Here is a 17,920-nt window from a genome sequence, read left to right on the forward strand (position 1 = left end):
ACATGCACCGTATCACGAACATTATTCTTTTCGCTCCTCTCAAATCTTAACACATCCCACGGTGACAATAAAGCCAAACTTTTTTCTATAGTTCAGATTCTAAATATTTTTACATCCTCGCATTATATATCTGCGTTGGTGGCAAATCGGTGGCAATGCCACCGACAATTATCTCAGCAAAATGCTCTTCCAAGTAGCATTGCCAGCACAACCATCTACTTCCAGCTTCTTCTTTTTCTGGTACTCTTTGATAGCATACACAGTGTTTGTACCACAGGATCCATCAATAGACAGCTTCTTGCCATCCTTGCCCTTGCATCCATTGCTCTTCAGAAGTCTCTGCAATAACTTCACATCATTTCCTGTTGATCCACTCTGTACCATTTTTACCTCAAACATGTATCCTGTCCCTCCTGTCTCTGTACTTGCTTTATTCTCTGTTTTTGTGTCTACGGTCTGGCTGTCTGCATATTTCGGGCGGGCGTAGCCACGGATATACCCCCAGCCGATCGGGATGGTTCTTTCACCCACTACGCCACCGCTCATATTTCCTTCGATTACCGTCAGGGTTCTATTCTTGGTATTCACTGTTTCTACGATGCCGATATGATCCGCCCAGCCATCATTAGGCTGTGTACTGTCATCCCAGTTATAGCAGATAATATCTCCTGGATTCGGTGTGATCGTTCCATCTTCATTCCAGATACCTTTTTTGTCGAACAAATTGATATGTTCCTCTACTCCACACTCTGTGCCACCGATCAGATCCACAGCTCCCAATTTGATAAAAGCTGCAGATACTGTAGCATCGCAATAATCATCTACATAGCTGACTTTGTATCCTCTGGCCAAAGGATAATGACTGTTGTACAGATCAATGATAGGCTTGTGTGTTCCTTTCGCTCTGCTCAGACCGATCCAGCTTTTCATTACATCAATAATCTGCTGTGCTGTTACTTTCACGCTATTTCCTCCGTTCTGATTTAAATATTTTTCAAATGCATAGCCTCGATCTGCTCTGCCCTTTCGCACGGCATCGCCGGTATTGGCCGGAGCTTCGAAATGTACCAGGAAATAATCAGATGCAGTTTTAATGGATGTTGCTGTGGTCAGCACATTCCATACATTCTTGTATGTATTCTGCAGTTCATAGATCAGATATTCTAACTGCATCTTTAAATCTGATATAGATACACCTTTCTGTTTCGCTAAACGGTACAACCCCGCTTTTCTTCCCGGACTTGTCCACTGGGCCAGACCGTGTCCGTATTGTTTTCCATGCAATGGATGCTGAAACTCTTCCAGTGTAATTGTTCCATTGTCAATCGCTGCTGTATAGCTTTCATCTGTATAGCTATATCCTGCTTCTTTCAATCTTCTGACTAAAAGGTATTCCATTCTATTCGCATAGAAGCCATCCGATTCAGCTTCCAGATTGTCGATGACCCCGATAGCACCTTCGTGCGTCATTCCCTGCGCTCTAAAATAATAATACGCTTCGACCTCTGAAGCTCTGTTAATTACTGCCATTCTTTGTCTGTCCTTTCTATAAAATTATCAGGGGATACATCCCTGACATATCCCCCGAACTCTTTCCACAACATTGCAGGAAATGCAATGATTCCAACAATTGCAATAATGGCATATTTCATAATCGTATCCCCTTTTCTTTTACACATGCTCGTCTGCAATTACCTTTTCTCTGGTTGATTCTGCTTTCTGCTGCATTGTTAATACATCATTCTGTTCCTCTGCAATTTCATCCGCATCTGGAAGCTCATCCGTATAATTACTCAAGAAGTTTCGCACTACGCTCCACACTCTTTTCACCGGCAAACCACACAGGTACATGTTCTTTAGAATGCTGACAATCTCATAAGCAATGTATAACAGGCCGAAAAACTCAGCTGCGCCGATCGTCTCCACACCGATCCACGTTCGTACCTGTTCCGGTACAAACCCGATTAAATTGATCTTTACCAGATAATCCACAATCAGCAATCCGCAGAGGCTGACGATCATGGAAATCTTACGGATAGCCCCATCGATGCCAAAGCAGGAATTGAACTTTCTTTCCCTTGCTGCCCGGATCACGCCAAAAATCGTATCAAAAATAACTGCTGCTACAACGAGCTGGATAATCTTGTTATGCATAAATAATTCAATAAGTTTTCCTAACATATTTTGTCCTTTCTATCTTTTATTGTCATTGTGCAAAAAATACGGTTTGTCTCTGATCATAATCCATCTCACTTTATCATTTTGTGAGTATATTATAATTCAACGAAATGGTCCTTTTGTATCAATATGCAAAAAGAAAACCTCAACCGTCATTTGGTCAAGGCTTTCTCATTTTTTACTGTATCTCTTCTATTGCACCTGTCTCTTTATTTACATGATATTCTTTAAGCAGCATCCCGCTGAAAAGCAAATTTGCATCATGTTCTTCCTTATCAACATATTCATATACCGACACATCCAGCAGATCTCCCATTACAGAAATTTTTGTTGTTGTCTTGTAATTAAAGTTTACGATTGCATGAATCTCATCGTCATTGCCAAAATATTTTTTGTAATAGTCCAATGCAATGTTCTGAGCTTCCACGTTTTCTGCCATAGTAGCAACCCGCCAATTGCCGGTTACATCATTAGGTACTTTCATCACATTAAAAGAAAGACTATCTTCTGCTTCACTTTCAGTCTGTGGTATGTTGGTTTGTGCTTCTGTTGTACTATTTATCTCTGTTTCTTTATTATCATTGTCATCTTTTCCTGTGCTTCCATAAGCTACCCCAATAATAATGATAATAAACCCCCAGAACCACCATTTCTTAAAAATAGGCTTCCTGGCTTTTACTCTGCTCCTTTTTCCTCTTGATCTTCTGTCTCCCATATCTCATTCCTCCCAAACTTGTTTTTTTATATTATAGCAAAATTGGAAGAACTTTTCATTATTAATTATATAACACATTTCAAGTGACTATTTTTTACGGACATTTGATCACTTGTAATGTACTGCATTGTCGTATCCAGCGATTCATGACCAAGTAACTTGCTCACATCGACAATATTCATTCCATGATCCAGTGACACACTTGCAGTAGTATGCCGAAACACGTGCGGCGTAACGTGCGTCAGCACATCAGATGTTCTCTGCACGATATCTCTTATAATTTTTTCAATTCCTTCCTTTCGCAATCTTCCATATGGCTTTTTTCTGTACACAAATAATGCCGGGGTATTGTCTGTTCGTTCTGCCAAATATTCTTTCAACGCAAATTCTGCTTTTGCATTCAGGTAACTGGTACGATGCTTACTGCCTTTTCCGAATAACATTACTTCTTTTGTTTCAAAATTTACATCTATAATATTGAGATGTTCCAATTCACTCACACGGCATCCGGTAGAATACAGCATCTCAACAATTGCTTTCTCTCTTTTCGTTTTGCATACAGATCGGATCTGCTCTAATTCAAGCTGAGACATTGGTTTCTTATGCTTCCTCTCATACTTAATCGGTTTGATATTGACTGCTGGATTTTTGGGTATATACTCTTCTGCTGCCAGCCAAGAAAAGTATGTGCAGATCACTGTTCTTTTACCATCAAGTGTTCTATTCGATACTCCATGATTCTTCTGGTAAGTGTACAGATACCCTCTTATATCAATCGCACTTACTTCATATGGTTGTTTCTTTATTGTCATGAAAAAATCTTTCAGTACAATATCGTACAGATACAATGTCTTATCAGATAATCCTGCAATCTTTTTCGATACAATGTAGATCTGCACGCTCTCTGGCACATGATATTCATATTCTACAACATCTGTTTTTCTGTTCTCAATCTCATAGTCTGACAATATGACATCCAGTTTCATTCCTATGATTTTCAGTGTGTCACCATCTGCATACTCATTCATCATGACAAGCAATTCATTTCTCAATTGCTCTCTCATAAAAAGCCCTCCTTTTTATGATTCACAAAAGGACGGCATTATGCTATAATATTTCCGTACCATTTTGTGGTGCCGGAGTCGAACTTTTAGATTGGTAGTCGGGGTTCGGCTCCTTTATTTCTTGCATTGTTATTATTCGTTTTTGAGATCATCCTCTATTAAATCAATGATATACTGATTCAAACTTTTTCCCTGTTTTTTTGCTCTCTCCTTATATTCTTCTGCTTTTTTCTTTGTAACAACTACTCTGATAGTGTGCTTATCTTCCATGTATTTTGCAGTTGCTCTGGCCTGTATTTCTTTTTTGTATGCCATACAATACTACCTCTTGACTACATTATTTTTCCTGCTATATATTATAAATAGGACTTGGGCGGTTAGCAGGAATGTTTTAGAGAACCGCCCTCGTCTGATCCCTTATTTAATTATCTTCAATACCTTTTTGAGTATCATCTATGAGTTTGTCCAGCATCTTATCAGCTTCCTCATATTCTTTATTTTTCAATGCAATTTTTAAATCTTTCAAATCCTGTAACAATCTTCTTAAATAACTTTTAAATACGCTCATGTTATTTTCCTCATCCATTTTGTATCTCCTTTCCTGCTAACTCCTTGTTACAAATATAATATAGCACATTTTTTACATATTAGCCAATATGCATTTTGTATAAATATTGGCTAATATTTTTGTATATTCTGCCACAATATACAAACTGAAAGAAAAAGGTACGATACCACCTCTGATTTCTAAAAAGAAATCATCCAAGATGTTCTCGCACCTTATATTGGATTAACTATATAAGTATGTTTTACATTCTGAAAAACTTAAAATTCTATATGCAGTGCTTATAAAATTCATTTTCTCAAGCAAATTTAATTGCTGATATTTTTCCAGTACTTCTTCTCTTGATAGCTTAATATCACCTGCACTAATAACTTTCTGTATTCCAGCTCCAACTTGAACTGTAATATCATATATAAACCAACCGTCTTCATCATAACACAAGATTAAGTCATGGTCTTCGTCAGTCCCTTCATTTCTCACCACTCTACTTCTACTCTGAATGGTAGCAAATGCAATAAGTGCCCTATCAGCTAATCCGTAATGCTCTATTTTATATTTAGAATAATCATGTTCAAGTTCTTTTGTAACAGCATAAATAATTTTTTCGATTTCCTCATTATTCATAGATATCGTCTCCTTCTAACTTGGTGAAAAAATTATATCATAACCTTTTCTTTTCTTCAATCATCATATAAAGCAGCGCCATCAGAGTGTAATATTCCCTTTCTTTTTGTCATGTTTTGGTAGTAAGAAATAGCCCTCTTTAGTTAAGCAAAGTAATTGTCGGACATATTCGAAATATTAATGATCGGCTGTGTCCATATTTTTTCACCATCTTCAAATGTAACAATTGCTCGCACGTACTTTTCGGTTCCTGTTAATTTATATTTTGCCATTTCCCCTATTATAGTATCTAACAGTTCACCATTTTCTTTCTTAAAAGAAACAACAGCATTTGCATCTCCTGTTTCAACTATAACTTCACCATTTTCAAACGATATTTTATTTAATTTTTTGTCAGAATTTGTTGTTGCATAAAAATTCCCGCAGCAAAGATTTTTCATAATTTCTATTCTTGACAATGTATCACTAAAAACCTTTACACAGCCATTCTTAAAATCATTGGCAACATGCTGATCAGAAATAGCTATTCCCCATGTAATTACTCCGTTATCTAAAAGAGTTTCCCATGCAAAATCTGTTTCTTTATCATCGGGATGCATCTCTTCTCCTTTTGAGTGTATTAATCCGTCATATACTTCGCAAAATCGTAATCCATTATCAACTTCTTTCATCATATTAGATGTATAGTATGTTGAAATATACATAGGGTGAGCCATTGAAATTATTCCACCAACAGATTTGCATATATCTACCATATCTTGAATACTTTTATATTCTGATATTGTAATGTTATCCTGTATGTTATATAAGCACATATGCTTTATTGGGTGTTTTGCATCGCTTGGAATAGATACTTCAAAGCTATCACATAACCATACAAAATTTTCAGGTAAAGTTATAGGGTGTGTTGGTTTTCCATTATAATAGTTAATGTGACTATAATCAGTAATAGTCATAAAATCATATCCATTATCCTTATAATACTGGCATAACTGCTCTGGCGTCATATATTGAGTTTCCCCGCTACCAGTACCAACTGTATGACAATGCAGTTGTCCTGTCAAAGTAAGATTTCCACTATTTTTATAAGGATTATAACAGCGATATATGCACCCATCCGTTTCATATGTGTCATTAGGTTTTAAATTTTCGTTTATATTACTGTTTTTAATTTTTTCTATATCCTTACTGTTTTCTGCAATGTTATCATTAATATCGACTATATTTGCATTTACTATTGATAAATTTTTTTCAAGTTTTTCAAACCTTTTAAGACCAGCTTTGTATTTCAACGAATAAAGTCCTTTATTGTATCTATCAATAGATCCAGACACTCTGAAACTTACTTCTTCGGATAAAAAAGTATGTGTTGCTGTTTTAATATCAGAATATCCTGTTGAATTTGCAACAGTAATCACGTTTCCGTTATTATCATATGTCACAAAAACAGCTCCTTCCGATGACAAAGTATACTCAATCATATCACCAGGAATACAAGGAATCTTATTTGATGTAGCAATCGCGGATATTGTTTGAACATATGTACCAGTTTCTTTATTCAATTTATAATTTGGGTTTTCCAAGATAATATCTTCTGTTAAAAAAAGTTCAGATAAAAGAATATAATTTTTCTCTATCCTTTTTGAATTTTCTAAAAAACGATTAGAGTCGCACACTTCATACACTTTCAGGTTCCACTGAACATTTCCACTTAATCGTAATGTATTAATGTTGCTTATTGAGGGACTGTACCCATAAAACATATAACCTATAGATGATAAAATCTCAACAGACGATGCTATTGTATCTATCATCTTATCAGATGAAGTTGCAGTTCCTGCTTGCACCGTATATATACCGTCAACAGATGGCATGATAAAAAACGCATACTTTTTATTTATATCCAAAGTTCTTATTGATATATAATAATTATCAATTATATTTCCATCTTCAATATATAAAAGCATACTACGTTGCATTAGTTCTAAGTCTTCCTTTAGCTGACTAATGTCTGTATGGATCTTCTCTGTATGTACATCAAACTCCTGTGTTTTCTGATCCGCATTTTCATCAAAAGCAGTTTGCTTCTCAGTTGCATTTTTATCAAATCCATCCTGTTTTTCACTTACATGGGTGTCAAATGCTGTGGTTTTCTCTGCTGCATTCTGTTCAAAGGCTGTCTGATTTTTGATTGCATTCTGGTCGAACTCTGTCTGTTTTTTCTCAGCATTCTGGTCATAATCGAACTGTGCCTTTTCCCCTGTATTCTTGATTTGCTGCTTCCATCTGGTTCCTTCCTCATTAAGGGATCTTACTGCACTTGTAAGAGTATTTGCCAGCACTGTCAATGCTTCGGATTCAGCAGAATCGATATCAGTAAGTGCACCACTTTTCTTGTTTTCGATCTCGTTGACTGCTGATGTACCGGCTTTATTTACTGCATCAACGCCCTGTTTGCGTGTATTTTCTATGTCGATAAAGGCATTTGTAACAAGATCCTGAATAGTAGACATCGATGTCTCAATATCGCTTTTGCCGGTTTCAATCTCTTTTCTGGCCTGTTCGATTGTCTCGGTAAACTGTTTATATTCGTCTGAATGATCATATCTCAGCGATTCCAACCATTCTTCTATAGATCCCTCATATCCCTTGATTACTGCGATCTCATAAGCTGACAGGCCAACTACACGGCCAAGATTATATGCTTTCATTGCTCCACCTCTTTCTCTCCAAAAATCAGACATCCATTCTTGTCAATATACAAATCCGGTACCTGATCGACATCGTTATAATAGATCATCAGGTCATTCCCTACGATATCCAGGGTATACATTCCAGTTGTAGGGATGACCAGCCCGTCCTTACCATCGAAGTAATCTTTTCCTTTTACCGGTGTGTATCCGGTGATATCTGCTACGTCAATCAGATTTCGCCATTTTTCTTCGCCAATATAGCGCCACTGGATTTCCTCGCCGTCATTTTGTACCTCGATCTCACGCACGCCTTTCAGTGTTTCGATCTTTTCCAGTAGCTGCCGGTATACATCTGGATCTGCTTCCTTGTCCGGATACTCCTTATCCTTAATAGATCCGTTAACCTGTATGTATACCGGTGTGGTTGCTTTATCTGCTGTATATACACCAACTGACAGATAACCATCTTTCAGCACTTCCGGTGGAATCTGGCAGGAATTGTCTGTGTCAAGGACCCGATCTTCTTTATTACCATTCAAAATGAATCTTGCATTTTTTACCCTGTCAGAATCCATATCGGCATCAAATTCAAATAATGCAATATAATCTGTATTGTCCCCGATCAGATCAATGCTCTTTTTATCTGCCGTTATCTTTCTATTTTGAACTTTGAAAATAATTGTAGTATTCACTCTCGATCTCCTAATTTACTCTCTTCCATCGGTATAATGTGATGTATGGTGGAAGAATTGTTATATCAGATCCCGTTCCGCTGTCAGATGTATTCGCATCTGAATTGTTTTTCGTCGTAGTTGCTGTGCTTTTTGTGTTGTGCTCTGGAATCAACATATCATGGGTATGCATGCCAGATGATTTTATGAAATTGTCGCTAGATTCTGTATGGCCACCTGGAATATATCGTGTTTTATTGCTTCCACCGCCATCTTTGTCATACCATGCTTTGTGAGTATGGGATCCACCTTGATTGGTAGTTACGTAGATCTTTTCAACGCCATGATAATGTTTATTCACTTCATGTGAGTGTCCGTATGTTATATGATGATGTTTCGGCATCTGCGACGTACTCAGGTTAATTTTTTTTGCTCCACCAGTTTTGTCTTTTGCGAAATCTATATCACTTGCATTCACGCATACTCCAAATTTTCCAACTCCATACAACTTCCAAGAGGTCCCTGGATATCTTTCTGATGGATTATTGCCAGTTGTGTTTTCTTCAATCCATCCAACCGGCGGGATCAGAATTGCCATAATATTCTGATATATTTCCATCAAGCTTTTTCCTGGTTTAAACAGCTGCGTTACTATCGGCATATTGATACCGGTATAATTGATCCGGTACAGCGGGAACTGTACCACTGTATCACCATTTAATACATTTCCAGCCTCATAACTTGGTGCTTTTGCTGTACCAGAAGTCGCCTTGCCTGTAAGTACATCCAGCGTTGCCTTTTCATCTGATTCGGTGTTTTTTTTGTATGTAATAACAACCAGGTCAATTCGATTCAGTCCATTACTGCCGGATGCCAGCTGCAGATCCGCAACATATCCATGATTAATTCTGCAATGTCGTCCATTAATAAGTGCATCCCCTTCCGCTATTCTGATCAGATTGCTGTTCACAAGGCTGTGCGTAAATCCATGCATCACATATTGCCCCGTTCCATACATGGATGCATACAAGGATCCATCATCAGCTGATGTAATATGTTCTTTCCCCTGTGCACCAGTCACAAGATTCATAGTATAAGTGCTTGCCATCCTAATCTCCTAATTTATAAGTTTTCGAAATGGTTCTGTTACTGATCGTGTAAATAATGTTCGATATCTCTCTGCGGTCAGATATCCCTGTCAGATAATCCCTGCCACCTACAATATCCCCCAGCTTCACATCTAGATTTAGCTTTTCGACATCCATTTCAAAATTGCTTGTGTTTGCAAGTTCCATAATCTTTTCTTCTGCCTTTGTGTTAAGTTCTGCCACCTCCGCCGAAGAAAAATCATATATTTCCGTGCATTCTTCGTATCCTGTGTATACCTGAGATGCACTGATTTTTTTGTTTCTGTCCAGATATTTATGTATCACCGTTCGGTCTTTTAGTTCCCCTTTGCCGAGCGCAATCAAATGGTTCACTCCCATACGGTTGTCATCTAGCTTGAAATTGATCCTGTTATCATTACTAAGCTCGATTCTATCTGAATAGTCAACGATCGGTTCACTCGATACATCCACATATACTGGTTGATTCGTTTTTTTGACAAATGTGCAGACCATTTTTCTGTTCAACGATTTTAACATCGAAATCAATCCATCATAGGTTGTGCAGTATCTCTGGAAGGTAAAACTGTTGATATTTACACGGATGTTCTCACCAACCGATAAATACCCGCTGTAATTTCCATTGATGAACGTTCTCATGATTTCGTGAGCATCACCAGACACGGTCCTATAGTCCTGTCCGGCAGCCGGCTGAATAATACGCTTGGCCAGCTTTCCTCTCGGTGTTCTTCCGGCCAGTTCCACATAATCCAGTGTGGTATCTGTCACCACATTTTCAATAATGCCACCAAACTCCGTGTCTGGGATATAAATCCATGATCCGAATGTCATATCTTGTGTATAGTAAGATCGTGCAACCTGCACTTTAAATTTCATTTCCTTGTTAATGTCAAAATCTGCATTCGCAAATGATGAAATATCTGTGATATCCTCACGATTGCTATTTGCAAGGATCAGTTCCATTTTGGTTCCCTCCTCGCCTTATACACAATCACATCAAATAAGAAGGAACCCGACCATCGTATTGTATTGATGCCACCCTTGATTTTTTGAAACACAGACTGTTCTGTGTTCCGTTTGTCAAACAATGAGATGTTTGATCCAGAAGCAACATGCTTCATGATCGTATGCGACTGGCTGTCGATGATCAAATATTCTTCCGAATCAACCGTTGTGTCCACTGCATATGTATGCCCGCTGATATCTATTTCCGGATTTACACATGGCCCGTAAATAATCATTGAGAAATCACTGTCTGATATATTATCAATGATCCATGAGGCTGTGGCATCTTTCCCGGCTGTGTAATCATACGGATAATCATACGGGTAATCCAGACCATCCATTCCATCTGATTCCGACAGTAATACAAAGGTTTTCTTTTCTTCCGTGATCCAGGCAAGATCTGGAGCCACAAAGGTCAGCGTAATGTATGCATATATCTGCCCTTTCCACTGGTTTGTTTCTTTTTTCTTAACTCTGCAATAAATGTATGATCCATTTACCCACAGTTTTCCATAGGCATCATTCTCTGGATCCACCGCAAATATGTCATACAAACGGTTCATATTCTCCGCATAATTTGTGGTATCGTCCATCATATCAAGTTCTATCTTTTTTTCGTAACCGTCCGAATTGGATTCCCATACAGAATCATAGATATCAGCCTCTATGGCTCTGTATGGTGGCTTCATCAGGTCAAGTTTTTCGCCATTTGAATTTTCATAGTAAAAAATCATAATACCGGCACTGCTCCTTTCGGCAGGTCTCTGTCAATTCGATCTGTACCAAGATAGATCGGTCTCTTTGCAATCCTCTTTGCGTTCTCATTTGCCTGTTCCTGTAATGCAATCAGGCGCTTAATTCCGCTATTGTAGGCACTATCTGATTCATATTTCACAATACCGCTCACGGATCCGCTCTGTGCGTGTACACTCGTTGTGAAAGATGCATCTGTTCCCAGATTAGTAATAGCTTTCTTCAATCCTGCAGACATCTGTGCTGTAGTCTTTGGGATATTGCTGATAAATCCGGTTGCTAGTCCCTGATCACACATCTCACCCATCCATGCAAAAACTCTGGATGGTGAATGAATGCCAAGCAGGTTCTTCGCTGCCTGTATTGCAGATGATGCAACACCTCTTGCTGCTTCTACGACAACGCCAACTGCGCTTCTGACACCTCCAGCAATTCCATTTACAATATTGATCCCAACACTGCCCCAGTCCTGTGCCTTAAATGCATTAATAATTCCAGAGATAATCTGTGGCACAGCAGCTACAGCTCTTGGAATAGCCTGAATCAAGCCTGCTGCCAGCTTGCCAATGATCTCAATACCCTTACTCAGAAATTCCGGTAAATGAGATACAATTGTGCTAATTACTTGTGCAATTACCCTTGCTATAGCAGAAATGATTGCCGGAAGATTTTGCAATACTCCGTTTGCCAGATAGGCAATAAACTGAACACCTTTTTCCATCATCTTCGGAAGATTATCCATCAGCTTGCCTAGTACCGTGGTTATAATCAGACCAATGGAGTTTATAACCTGTGGCAGATTCTGAAGCATTCCAATGGCAAATCTACCCGCCAGATCGAACCCCTTTTGCAGGATGGTTGGCATTGCATCGATGATTGTCGACAATATGTTAGACAACATTGTAGATATCGAAGCAATGACAGCAGGAAAATTGGACACAAATCCATCTATCAGACTGCTAATCAGTTCATAACCTGACTGCAGTACATTCGGTGCATTTGCAATGATTGTATCAATAAATCCGTTTGCGATACCGCCAGCTGCAGCAATGGCGCCAGGAATACCATTTTCCTGCATACCTGTAACAATCTGAGATATACACTCTGTAGCTACATCCACCGCTTCTTTTAATGGCTCTGAAAATGCTTCATATAATTCAATCTGCAATCCTTCCAATGCACTGCTGAGCATAGTCAGAGATCCCTGCAGATTATCGTTCATAGTCTCTGCCATATCTGCAGCTGCACCCTCGCTGTTATCAATTGCATCAGCCAGATTGTCCCACTCTTCACCGCATCCGGCTAGTAATGCCTGTGCTGACTTTAGATCGACTTTATTGAAGATATTATTGAGGACATTGGTCTTGTCGCCCTCACTCATGCCTTCCATAGAAGCATCAAGATCCTTGAACACTTCATTCAACGGCCGCATCTTACCCTCAGAATCATACGCAGATACGCCAAGGCTGTTTAACGCTTCTGCCGCCTTATCTGTAGGTGCTCCCAATGCAAGAATGACATTTCGGAGTGCCGTACCACCTTCTGCTCCCTTAATGCCTCGGTTTGCCAGCACACCAAGTGCTGTGTTCATCTCCGTGACACCACCGCTCAGGCTCTTTGCTGTACCGCCTACCGTAAGAATAGCATTTCCCAGCTGTTCTACACCCGTGTTGGATTTCTGCGCTGTCTTCGCCATCTTATCTACAAAAGATTCCGCTGTTCCAGCTTTTTCCCCAAGCGCAGACATGGCATCAGTAACCATATCAGAGGCGGTACCCAGCTCCATCCCACCGGCAGCTGCCAGATTCAGTACCGTCGGCAATGTTTCTATAGACTTATCCACTGAGTATCCAGCAAGTGCCAGATAATTCAAAGCATCAGCTGCCTGGCTTGCAGAAAACTGGGTCGTTGCTCCCATATTTTTTGCAGCGCTATTCAGTTTTTCAAAATCTTCCGATCCTGCAGCTATCTGGTCGGAAGTAATCCCCATGGTAGCTGCTACCTGAGACATAGATGTCTCAAAATTCATTCCTGTTTCTACAACAGATTTCCCAAGATTTTTGACTGCATTCAGACCGGATTCTATAATCTTTTCGACACCAATGCCTTTAACAATGTTTCCAATACTGGAAGCACCTTCCGAAAACCCGGATTCGTCTATTTTAGTATCAAAATTTAAAGTGCCATCAGCCATACTTCACTTCCTTTCAGTAAGAAGCACGGCTCAATGGCTCACAAATGCTTTACAATTTTATTTCAATTTCCCTCCTGCATCTTCTGCACTTAATGTACATACCGTGGCAACTTGCTGTGTTGTCGTACACGATCAGCTTCTGACCACAGTGAGGGCATACATACCACTTTCTTTCGGTTGGTATTTTATTAAAAAAATTCATCACCAGAACATATCTCCTATCTCGTAATCATCTATGTTCTTTTTCTTCTTATCTTTGATCCTGATCTTTTCCTGGATAGATCTTACTCTGGCTCTTTCATCCTTATCTTTGATCTGGTTTGCATCCATAGTCCTATAATGCATTTTTCGCTTTATCTCTGTTTCGCCTGGCAGAGAATCAAACAAAGTACGGAATTTATACCAGTGCATATACTCTACTTCCTGTATATCGATTCCGTAGGCAGACAGAAATGCCGAATAGATGTCTGACGCATCCTGTTCGAACGAAAATGCCTGTTCTTTCGGATGTACACTGTCGTCTGTGTCCTCTTCATACAGTTCATAAGCACCCAGAAACTGTCCAAGCGCTGTGATTGCTGCTTCCAGATCTTCCGGTGGATCATCCAGATACCATTCCAGCATCAGTTCCAACTTTACGGTTTCTGGCAGGTCTGATTTCACCAGCTCCAGGAATCTGATCCATTCCCGGAAATCAGTGATCACTTTATATTCCTGACCATGCACTACTACATGATCAGGGAATGAATCATATAACGGATTTATCATTTTTTCACTCGGAACTGATCATTCCGTCTCTGCTGTCTGTTTTTGTTCGGCTTGAACTGTGTCATCATATTCGTAACTTCGGTTCCCTGTTGCTTTTCCAATGCCACAAACTTATTCAATGCATCTATTCTCTGCACACCGCTCTTTTTCCCCTGGAACATCTTGTCTACCGCTTCTTTTCCAAGAACGCCATTAAAAAATGAATCATAGGCGTTTATCATGGCAAGCAGTCTTTCGCTTGTCTTGCCGGTCGGTGGTACTTTCATACAGTCTTTCTGCAGTTTATCGTTTGCCGCTTCCAATTTTGTAAAAAAATCTACATCTGTAAAATCCAGATCTACAGACAGCTTTCCGTATTCAAAAAGGCTCATAGGCTCATTCTCCATTCATTATTCTTTTGGTGTGAACGTACAGGTTTCCCAGTTATCTTCGCTGACAGCAGTACCAGTTACCATCTCGGACACTGCTTTCAGATTTCCCGAGTAAATCAGTGCATCTGTACCATCACCAACATTACTCGGGATTACTGAATAGGTTCTCATACGTGCTTCACACGCATTCGTTTCTGCTTTTTTGAAAAGATCCACTGTGACAATGTCTACATGTGCATCTGTCCCCATCTTCTCATTGTCGATAATATCAGCAAGTTTATCATGTACAGGCGTATCCGTGTGTCGGTCATAAGCGAATGCGACCGATGCAGAATAGCCTACTACATCTGTATCTTCCCCGCTCCGGTCAACATACTGCCGTGTGTATTCTTTTGGTGATTTGCTTTCGTTTAAACTCGTGAACTTAGTCATACGTGTGTATGTCTGATCCACTTTCAGAAAGCTCAGTCTTTTATGTCTTCCGATTAAATCTGGCATTTTTATTTACTCCTTTTCATAAAGCAATCTGCATTGTATCTGATATACTCCAAGTCCTACGTCCGCATACAGAAGTGATCCACTGTTGGTTACTTCAATGCGCTGGGCTTTATACCCGTCCAATTCCGGGAGTATACCGTTTTCATTGTTATCATCTAACCATTCTTCGAACATCTGGCAGAAACCAGAGTTCGCAATGTTCTGCAGCACATCTTCCCCGAACATTTCTTTGGAAGTCAGAGAAAAATACTGCTGTTTCACACCACCACCGTCCACATATTTCTTGTAGTACGGTTCTGCCGGCATAGCATCTATGCTGTAGCTTACCTTTTCCGGCAGAAAGTCCAAATTCAGTACCCAGTCATGCAAAAAAGGGCATTTCAAAATGTAATTGCGAATATCCTCAATGATTACCGACAATTTTTCCCACTCCCCTCGCTATGGTATCCAGCTTCTGAGCTTTCACCTTTTCAAACCACTTGCTCCGTGATTTGTGTTCGTAGTACTGCCTTCTCGCATAAACTGAATTATACAAAATATGACCTGATCCAATCACAGTTCCCTGTGTGGCGCTTCGAACCATAGCACCGGTTCTAAACGGAGATAATGGATCCATATAACGTAATATCTCAGAATCTACAAACTTCTGTGCCTGAGTGAATGCAGCTGTTTTCTGGCTGCCAAAGGACGGATTCCACACAAGCCTTGTGGTGCATCCACCTGCCTGTATCGTTCTGTCTGACGGTTGCCTGACTGCCATTATTCACACCTCACTTTCAAATGCGGTTCCAGGATACCTCTGCGGTTATCCGAAACGGCGCATACCCGAAACGCCTTATAATGGTTCTTGTCCAGTGTGCTGATTCCACCTATGTTATCAACCGGACACACACCTCCTACAATCAGATCGCCCGTTGCAAGGGTCCAGAAGTTCTCTTTATGTGCGGCACAGTGGTAGTCATATTCCGGCATATACAGACTGTATTTATCACATGCAGACGGGATGCGAAACACGGATTCATTCGCCGGTCTTCCCTCCCCATTTACAAGAGATGCCTTTGTATTAACAAATGCTGATATGCCATGCAGCACTGTCCGGTTCCATTTGGTCATTCTGGTCTCAGGATCATCATATTGGTTGTATATTGTGATGCTAGAATCCGCAGTTATCATTTCGTGATACCCTCCTGCTGAGCAGCCCTGTTCCTGCCAGATAGCTACTCATGACCTGATATGCTTTTTTCGCTTTCAGTGCTTCCGTATCCGTTTCAGCATTAGAAAAAGATACGGTATGGCCATCGTTATTCTCGCTGGCAATCATCCTTCCACCTATACAAGCCTTATCCACATCACAATATGCTTCTGCTACCGCACAGGTTACAAGCTTCAGTTCTTCGCCCTCATATGTTTCTGATCTTCCAAGAGTGGCACGCTTAATATAAGCGCTCGCATCTCTGGAATATCTCTTAAACTCCGCTGCGGACATCTTCGCCCCGAACTCTTCCACGTAATACTCATACTCTGCATAAATCTTCATATCACGCCTCCTGCTGTTTCAAAAATTCTTCTATGATATCCGCTTTCTTTGTGGCAGTTAAGGTATAGCCAAGTTCAACGGCTAACGCTTTGATTTGAGCAATGGTAAGCTGGTTCAATTCGTCAGCCGTGTATTTGTGAACATCTGCCAGAGTACTATACCCTGTTATTCCCCCGCTTTCAGCACCGCAAATGGGAATCTGGTTGATTCTGTTGGTGAAAATGCGTTGATTGGATTCGGGATCTCCCATCCCAGACGCATTACCACTCTCAGTGCCACCATATCCTGCTGTGCAAGTGCGAATACTACTTCTTTGGTGGATGGATCGACGATTGTTGCCTGATCCAGAATCTTGTATGTAACATCCTGTCTGATTGCATATACCAGCTGCTTGAAGTCACCGGAGATCATCAACGCTTTTGATGTGTCAAATGCTCCATTCATAGGGAAGTACATCTGGTTTCCATCCAGTGCATACTGAGTAGATCCCTGCATATCTGTCTTAAAAATCGGATGGTTATTTTTATCTACCAGTCCACGAAGTTTGGCTCTCATGTTTACTGCTGCCATATGACCTGTCGGAAGATAACCAGAACCTTCCACTTTGGCGATCACGCCATCTACTCCCATAATATCCTGATACAGGTCTGCGGATATTGTCTTGACATTTCCAGCAGTTATTGCTGCAGGGACAAGCCCCGCTCTCCATGATGCTGGTTTTTCTGTCCCGAATAATACGGCTGCATCAATCTTTGCTCCCATTGCTTCAATGATTCGTGGTTTAATTTCTCCCCAGATATCATAATCAGCATCATCCAGCACTGCTTCTGGGATAGGTACGATTACTGCAAGCTCCTCTGCATTAATGTACTTATTAGCCCATTTTGCTTTTGTTGTCTGTTTAAAACCGCTGTCACCATCTACCCAGTATGCCAGTGGCAGTGCATCCAGTACTTTCATTCTGGTTTTATTGCTCGTCATATTTGGCAACTTTCTTCCCATCTGAAGAACAGCAGACTGTGTAACCACACCTTCAATAATGTCATTGATTACCTGTGTACTGATCAGCGCTTCTGCATCTGATCTGGTGATCTGTGTATTAACTGTTGCGAATTTCTGTAAATCCATCACAAAATTTCTGTTTCTATTCATATTTT

Annotated in this window: 22 protein-coding genes; all 22 read right to left on the bottom strand. The window is 40.0% G+C overall.

Annotation, left to right across the window (positions count from 1 at the left end):
- Window positions 1-168: 168 nt before the first annotated feature.
- Entirely contained in the window at window positions 169-1,530 is a 1,362-nt protein-coding gene (locus H8716_RS15415; RefSeq protein ID WP_249309888.1) for a phage tail tip lysozyme, read from the bottom strand.
- Complete coding sequence (locus tag H8716_RS17650) at window positions 1,521-1,652, bottom strand: hypothetical protein (RefSeq protein WP_283243181.1); 132 nt, start codon at window positions 1,650-1,652, stop codon at window positions 1,521-1,523. The genes H8716_RS15415 and H8716_RS17650 overlap by 10 nt, the downstream gene beginning before the upstream one ends.
- 19 nt (window positions 1,653-1,671) lie before the next feature.
- Entirely contained in the window at window positions 1,672-2,181 is a 510-nt protein-coding gene (locus H8716_RS15420) for a phage holin family protein (protein WP_249309889.1), read from the bottom strand.
- Window positions 2,182-2,356: 175 nt separating this feature from the next.
- Window positions 2,357-2,893 (bottom strand): hypothetical protein, encoded by a 537-nt coding sequence (locus H8716_RS15425; RefSeq protein WP_249309890.1) that lies wholly within the window; start codon window positions 2,891-2,893, stop codon window positions 2,357-2,359.
- 65 nt (window positions 2,894-2,958) lie between these two features.
- Complete coding sequence (locus tag H8716_RS15430; protein ID WP_249309891.1) at window positions 2,959-3,957, bottom strand: tyrosine-type recombinase/integrase; 999 nt, start codon at window positions 3,955-3,957, stop codon at window positions 2,959-2,961.
- Window positions 3,958-4,089: 132 nt separating this feature from the next.
- Complete coding sequence (locus tag H8716_RS15435) at window positions 4,090-4,272, bottom strand: hypothetical protein (RefSeq protein WP_249309892.1); 183 nt, start codon at window positions 4,270-4,272, stop codon at window positions 4,090-4,092.
- A 106-nt stretch (window positions 4,273-4,378) separates the two neighbouring features.
- On the bottom strand, window positions 4,379-4,543 hold the full coding sequence (locus tag H8716_RS15440; RefSeq protein ID WP_249309893.1) for a hypothetical protein: 165 nt from the start codon (window positions 4,541-4,543) through the stop codon (window positions 4,379-4,381).
- Window positions 4,544-4,747: 204 nt separating this feature from the next.
- On the bottom strand, window positions 4,748-5,146 hold the full coding sequence (locus H8716_RS15445; RefSeq protein WP_249309894.1) for a hypothetical protein: 399 nt from the start codon (window positions 5,144-5,146) through the stop codon (window positions 4,748-4,750).
- A 143-nt stretch (window positions 5,147-5,289) separates the two neighbouring features.
- Window positions 5,290-7,857, bottom strand: a complete 2,568-nt coding sequence (locus H8716_RS15450; protein ID WP_249309895.1) for a hypothetical protein — start codon at window positions 7,855-7,857, stop codon at window positions 5,290-5,292.
- Window positions 7,854-8,531, bottom strand: a complete 678-nt coding sequence (locus H8716_RS15455) for a hypothetical protein (protein WP_249309896.1) — start codon at window positions 8,529-8,531, stop codon at window positions 7,854-7,856. The genes H8716_RS15450 and H8716_RS15455 overlap by 4 nt, the downstream gene beginning before the upstream one ends.
- Window positions 8,532-8,541: 10 nt before the next feature.
- Complete coding sequence (locus tag H8716_RS15460) at window positions 8,542-9,618, bottom strand: phage baseplate protein (RefSeq protein ID WP_249309897.1); 1,077 nt, start codon at window positions 9,616-9,618, stop codon at window positions 8,542-8,544.
- A gap of 1 nt (window position 9,619) precedes the next feature.
- The gene (locus tag H8716_RS15465; protein WP_249309898.1) at window positions 9,620-10,600 is read right to left on the bottom strand and encodes a siphovirus ReqiPepy6 Gp37-like family protein; all 981 of its coding nucleotides are present in this window, start codon (window positions 10,598-10,600) and stop codon (window positions 9,620-9,622) included.
- Complete coding sequence (locus H8716_RS15470; protein ID WP_249309899.1) at window positions 10,591-11,376, bottom strand: hypothetical protein; 786 nt, start codon at window positions 11,374-11,376, stop codon at window positions 10,591-10,593. The genes H8716_RS15465 and H8716_RS15470 overlap by 10 nt, the downstream gene beginning before the upstream one ends.
- The gene (locus H8716_RS15475) at window positions 11,373-13,589 is read right to left on the bottom strand and encodes a phage tail tape measure protein (protein WP_249309900.1); all 2,217 of its coding nucleotides are present in this window, start codon (window positions 13,587-13,589) and stop codon (window positions 11,373-11,375) included. The genes H8716_RS15470 and H8716_RS15475 overlap by 4 nt, the downstream gene beginning before the upstream one ends.
- A gap of 201 nt (window positions 13,590-13,790) precedes the next feature.
- Window positions 13,791-14,357, bottom strand: a complete 567-nt coding sequence (locus H8716_RS15480; protein ID WP_249309901.1) for a bacteriophage Gp15 family protein — start codon at window positions 14,355-14,357, stop codon at window positions 13,791-13,793.
- Window positions 14,354-14,728: a DUF6673 family protein gene (locus tag H8716_RS15485; protein ID WP_249309902.1), complete on the bottom strand. Its 375-nt coding sequence runs from the start codon at window positions 14,726-14,728 to the stop codon at window positions 14,354-14,356. Before H8716_RS15485 ends, H8716_RS15480 begins: the two co-directional genes overlap by 4 nt.
- An 18-nt stretch (window positions 14,729-14,746) precedes the next feature.
- Window positions 14,747-15,226, bottom strand: coding sequence for a hypothetical protein (locus tag H8716_RS15490; protein ID WP_249309903.1), 480 nt, complete (start codon window positions 15,224-15,226; stop codon window positions 14,747-14,749).
- 6 nt (window positions 15,227-15,232) lie between these two features.
- Window positions 15,233-15,646 (bottom strand): hypothetical protein, encoded by a 414-nt coding sequence (locus H8716_RS15495; RefSeq protein ID WP_249309904.1) that lies wholly within the window; start codon window positions 15,644-15,646, stop codon window positions 15,233-15,235.
- Window positions 15,630-15,986 carry a minor capsid protein gene (locus H8716_RS15500; RefSeq protein ID WP_249309905.1) on the bottom strand — a complete coding sequence of 119 codons (357 nt, stop codon included), beginning with the start codon at window positions 15,984-15,986 and terminating at the stop codon, window positions 15,630-15,632. Before H8716_RS15500 ends, H8716_RS15495 begins: the two co-directional genes overlap by 17 nt.
- Window positions 15,986-16,399, bottom strand: a complete 414-nt coding sequence (locus H8716_RS15505) for a DUF6751 family protein (RefSeq protein WP_249309906.1) — start codon at window positions 16,397-16,399, stop codon at window positions 15,986-15,988. The genes H8716_RS15500 and H8716_RS15505 overlap by 1 nt, the downstream gene beginning before the upstream one ends.
- Window positions 16,380-16,763, bottom strand: coding sequence for a head-tail connector protein (locus tag H8716_RS15510; protein ID WP_249309907.1), 384 nt, complete (start codon window positions 16,761-16,763; stop codon window positions 16,380-16,382). The genes H8716_RS15505 and H8716_RS15510 overlap by 20 nt, the downstream gene beginning before the upstream one ends.
- A 165-nt stretch (window positions 16,764-16,928) precedes the next feature.
- On the bottom strand, window positions 16,929-17,915 hold the full coding sequence (locus tag H8716_RS15515; protein WP_249309908.1) for a phage major capsid protein: 987 nt from the start codon (window positions 17,913-17,915) through the stop codon (window positions 16,929-16,931).
- Between the last annotated feature and the right edge of the window lie 5 nt (window positions 17,916-17,920).

Source organism: Jingyaoa shaoxingensis, from assembly GCF_014385005.1.
Taxonomy (GTDB): Bacteria; Bacillota; Clostridia; order Lachnospirales; family Lachnospiraceae; genus Marvinbryantia; species Marvinbryantia shaoxingensis.

Coding starts and splice junctions, on each gene's coding strand:
- H8716_RS15415 (WP_249309888.1), bottom strand. CDS start 1,530: ATGGCAGTAATTAACAGAGCTTCAGAGGTCGAAGCGTATTATTATTTT.
- H8716_RS17650 (WP_283243181.1), bottom strand. CDS start 1,652: ATGAAATATGCCATTATTGCAATTGTTGGAATCATTGCATTTCCTGCA.
- H8716_RS15420 (WP_249309889.1), bottom strand. CDS start 2,181: ATGTTAGGAAAACTTATTGAATTATTTATGCATAACAAGATTATCCAG.
- H8716_RS15425 (WP_249309890.1), bottom strand. CDS start 2,893: ATGGGAGACAGAAGATCAAGAGGAAAAAGGAGCAGAGTAAAAGCCAGG.
- H8716_RS15430 (WP_249309891.1), bottom strand. CDS start 3,957: ATGAGAGAGCAATTGAGAAATGAATTGCTTGTCATGATGAATGAGTAT.
- H8716_RS15435 (WP_249309892.1), bottom strand. CDS start 4,272: ATGGCATACAAAAAAGAAATACAGGCCAGAGCAACTGCAAAATACATG.
- H8716_RS15440 (WP_249309893.1), bottom strand. CDS start 4,543: ATGGATGAGGAAAATAACATGAGCGTATTTAAAAGTTATTTAAGAAGA.
- H8716_RS15445 (WP_249309894.1), bottom strand. CDS start 5,146: ATGAATAATGAGGAAATCGAAAAAATTATTTATGCTGTTACAAAAGAA.
- H8716_RS15450 (WP_249309895.1), bottom strand. CDS start 7,857: ATGAAAGCATATAATCTTGGCCGTGTAGTTGGCCTGTCAGCTTATGAG.
- H8716_RS15460 (WP_249309897.1), bottom strand. CDS start 9,618: ATGGCAAGCACTTATACTATGAATCTTGTGACTGGTGCACAGGGGAAA.
- H8716_RS15465 (WP_249309898.1), bottom strand. CDS start 10,600: ATGGAACTGATCCTTGCAAATAGCAATCGTGAGGATATCACAGATATT.
- H8716_RS15470 (WP_249309899.1), bottom strand. CDS start 11,376: ATGATTTTTTACTATGAAAATTCAAATGGCGAAAAACTTGACCTGATG.
- H8716_RS15475 (WP_249309900.1), bottom strand. CDS start 13,589: ATGGCTGATGGCACTTTAAATTTTGATACTAAAATAGACGAATCCGGG.
- H8716_RS15480 (WP_249309901.1), bottom strand. CDS start 14,357: ATGATAAATCCGTTATATGATTCATTCCCTGATCATGTAGTAGTGCAT.
- H8716_RS15485 (WP_249309902.1), bottom strand. CDS start 14,728: ATGAGCCTTTTTGAATACGGAAAGCTGTCTGTAGATCTGGATTTTACA.
- H8716_RS15490 (WP_249309903.1), bottom strand. CDS start 15,226: ATGCCAGATTTAATCGGAAGACATAAAAGACTGAGCTTTCTGAAAGTG.
- H8716_RS15500 (WP_249309905.1), bottom strand. CDS start 15,986: ATGGCAGTCAGGCAACCGTCAGACAGAACGATACAGGCAGGTGGATGC.
- H8716_RS15505 (WP_249309906.1), bottom strand. CDS start 16,399: ATGATAACTGCGGATTCTAGCATCACAATATACAACCAATATGATGAT.
- H8716_RS15510 (WP_249309907.1), bottom strand. CDS start 16,763: ATGAAGATTTATGCAGAGTATGAGTATTACGTGGAAGAGTTCGGGGCG.
- H8716_RS15515 (WP_249309908.1), bottom strand. CDS start 17,915: ATGAATAGAAACAGAAATTTTGTGATGGATTTACAGAAATTCGCAACA.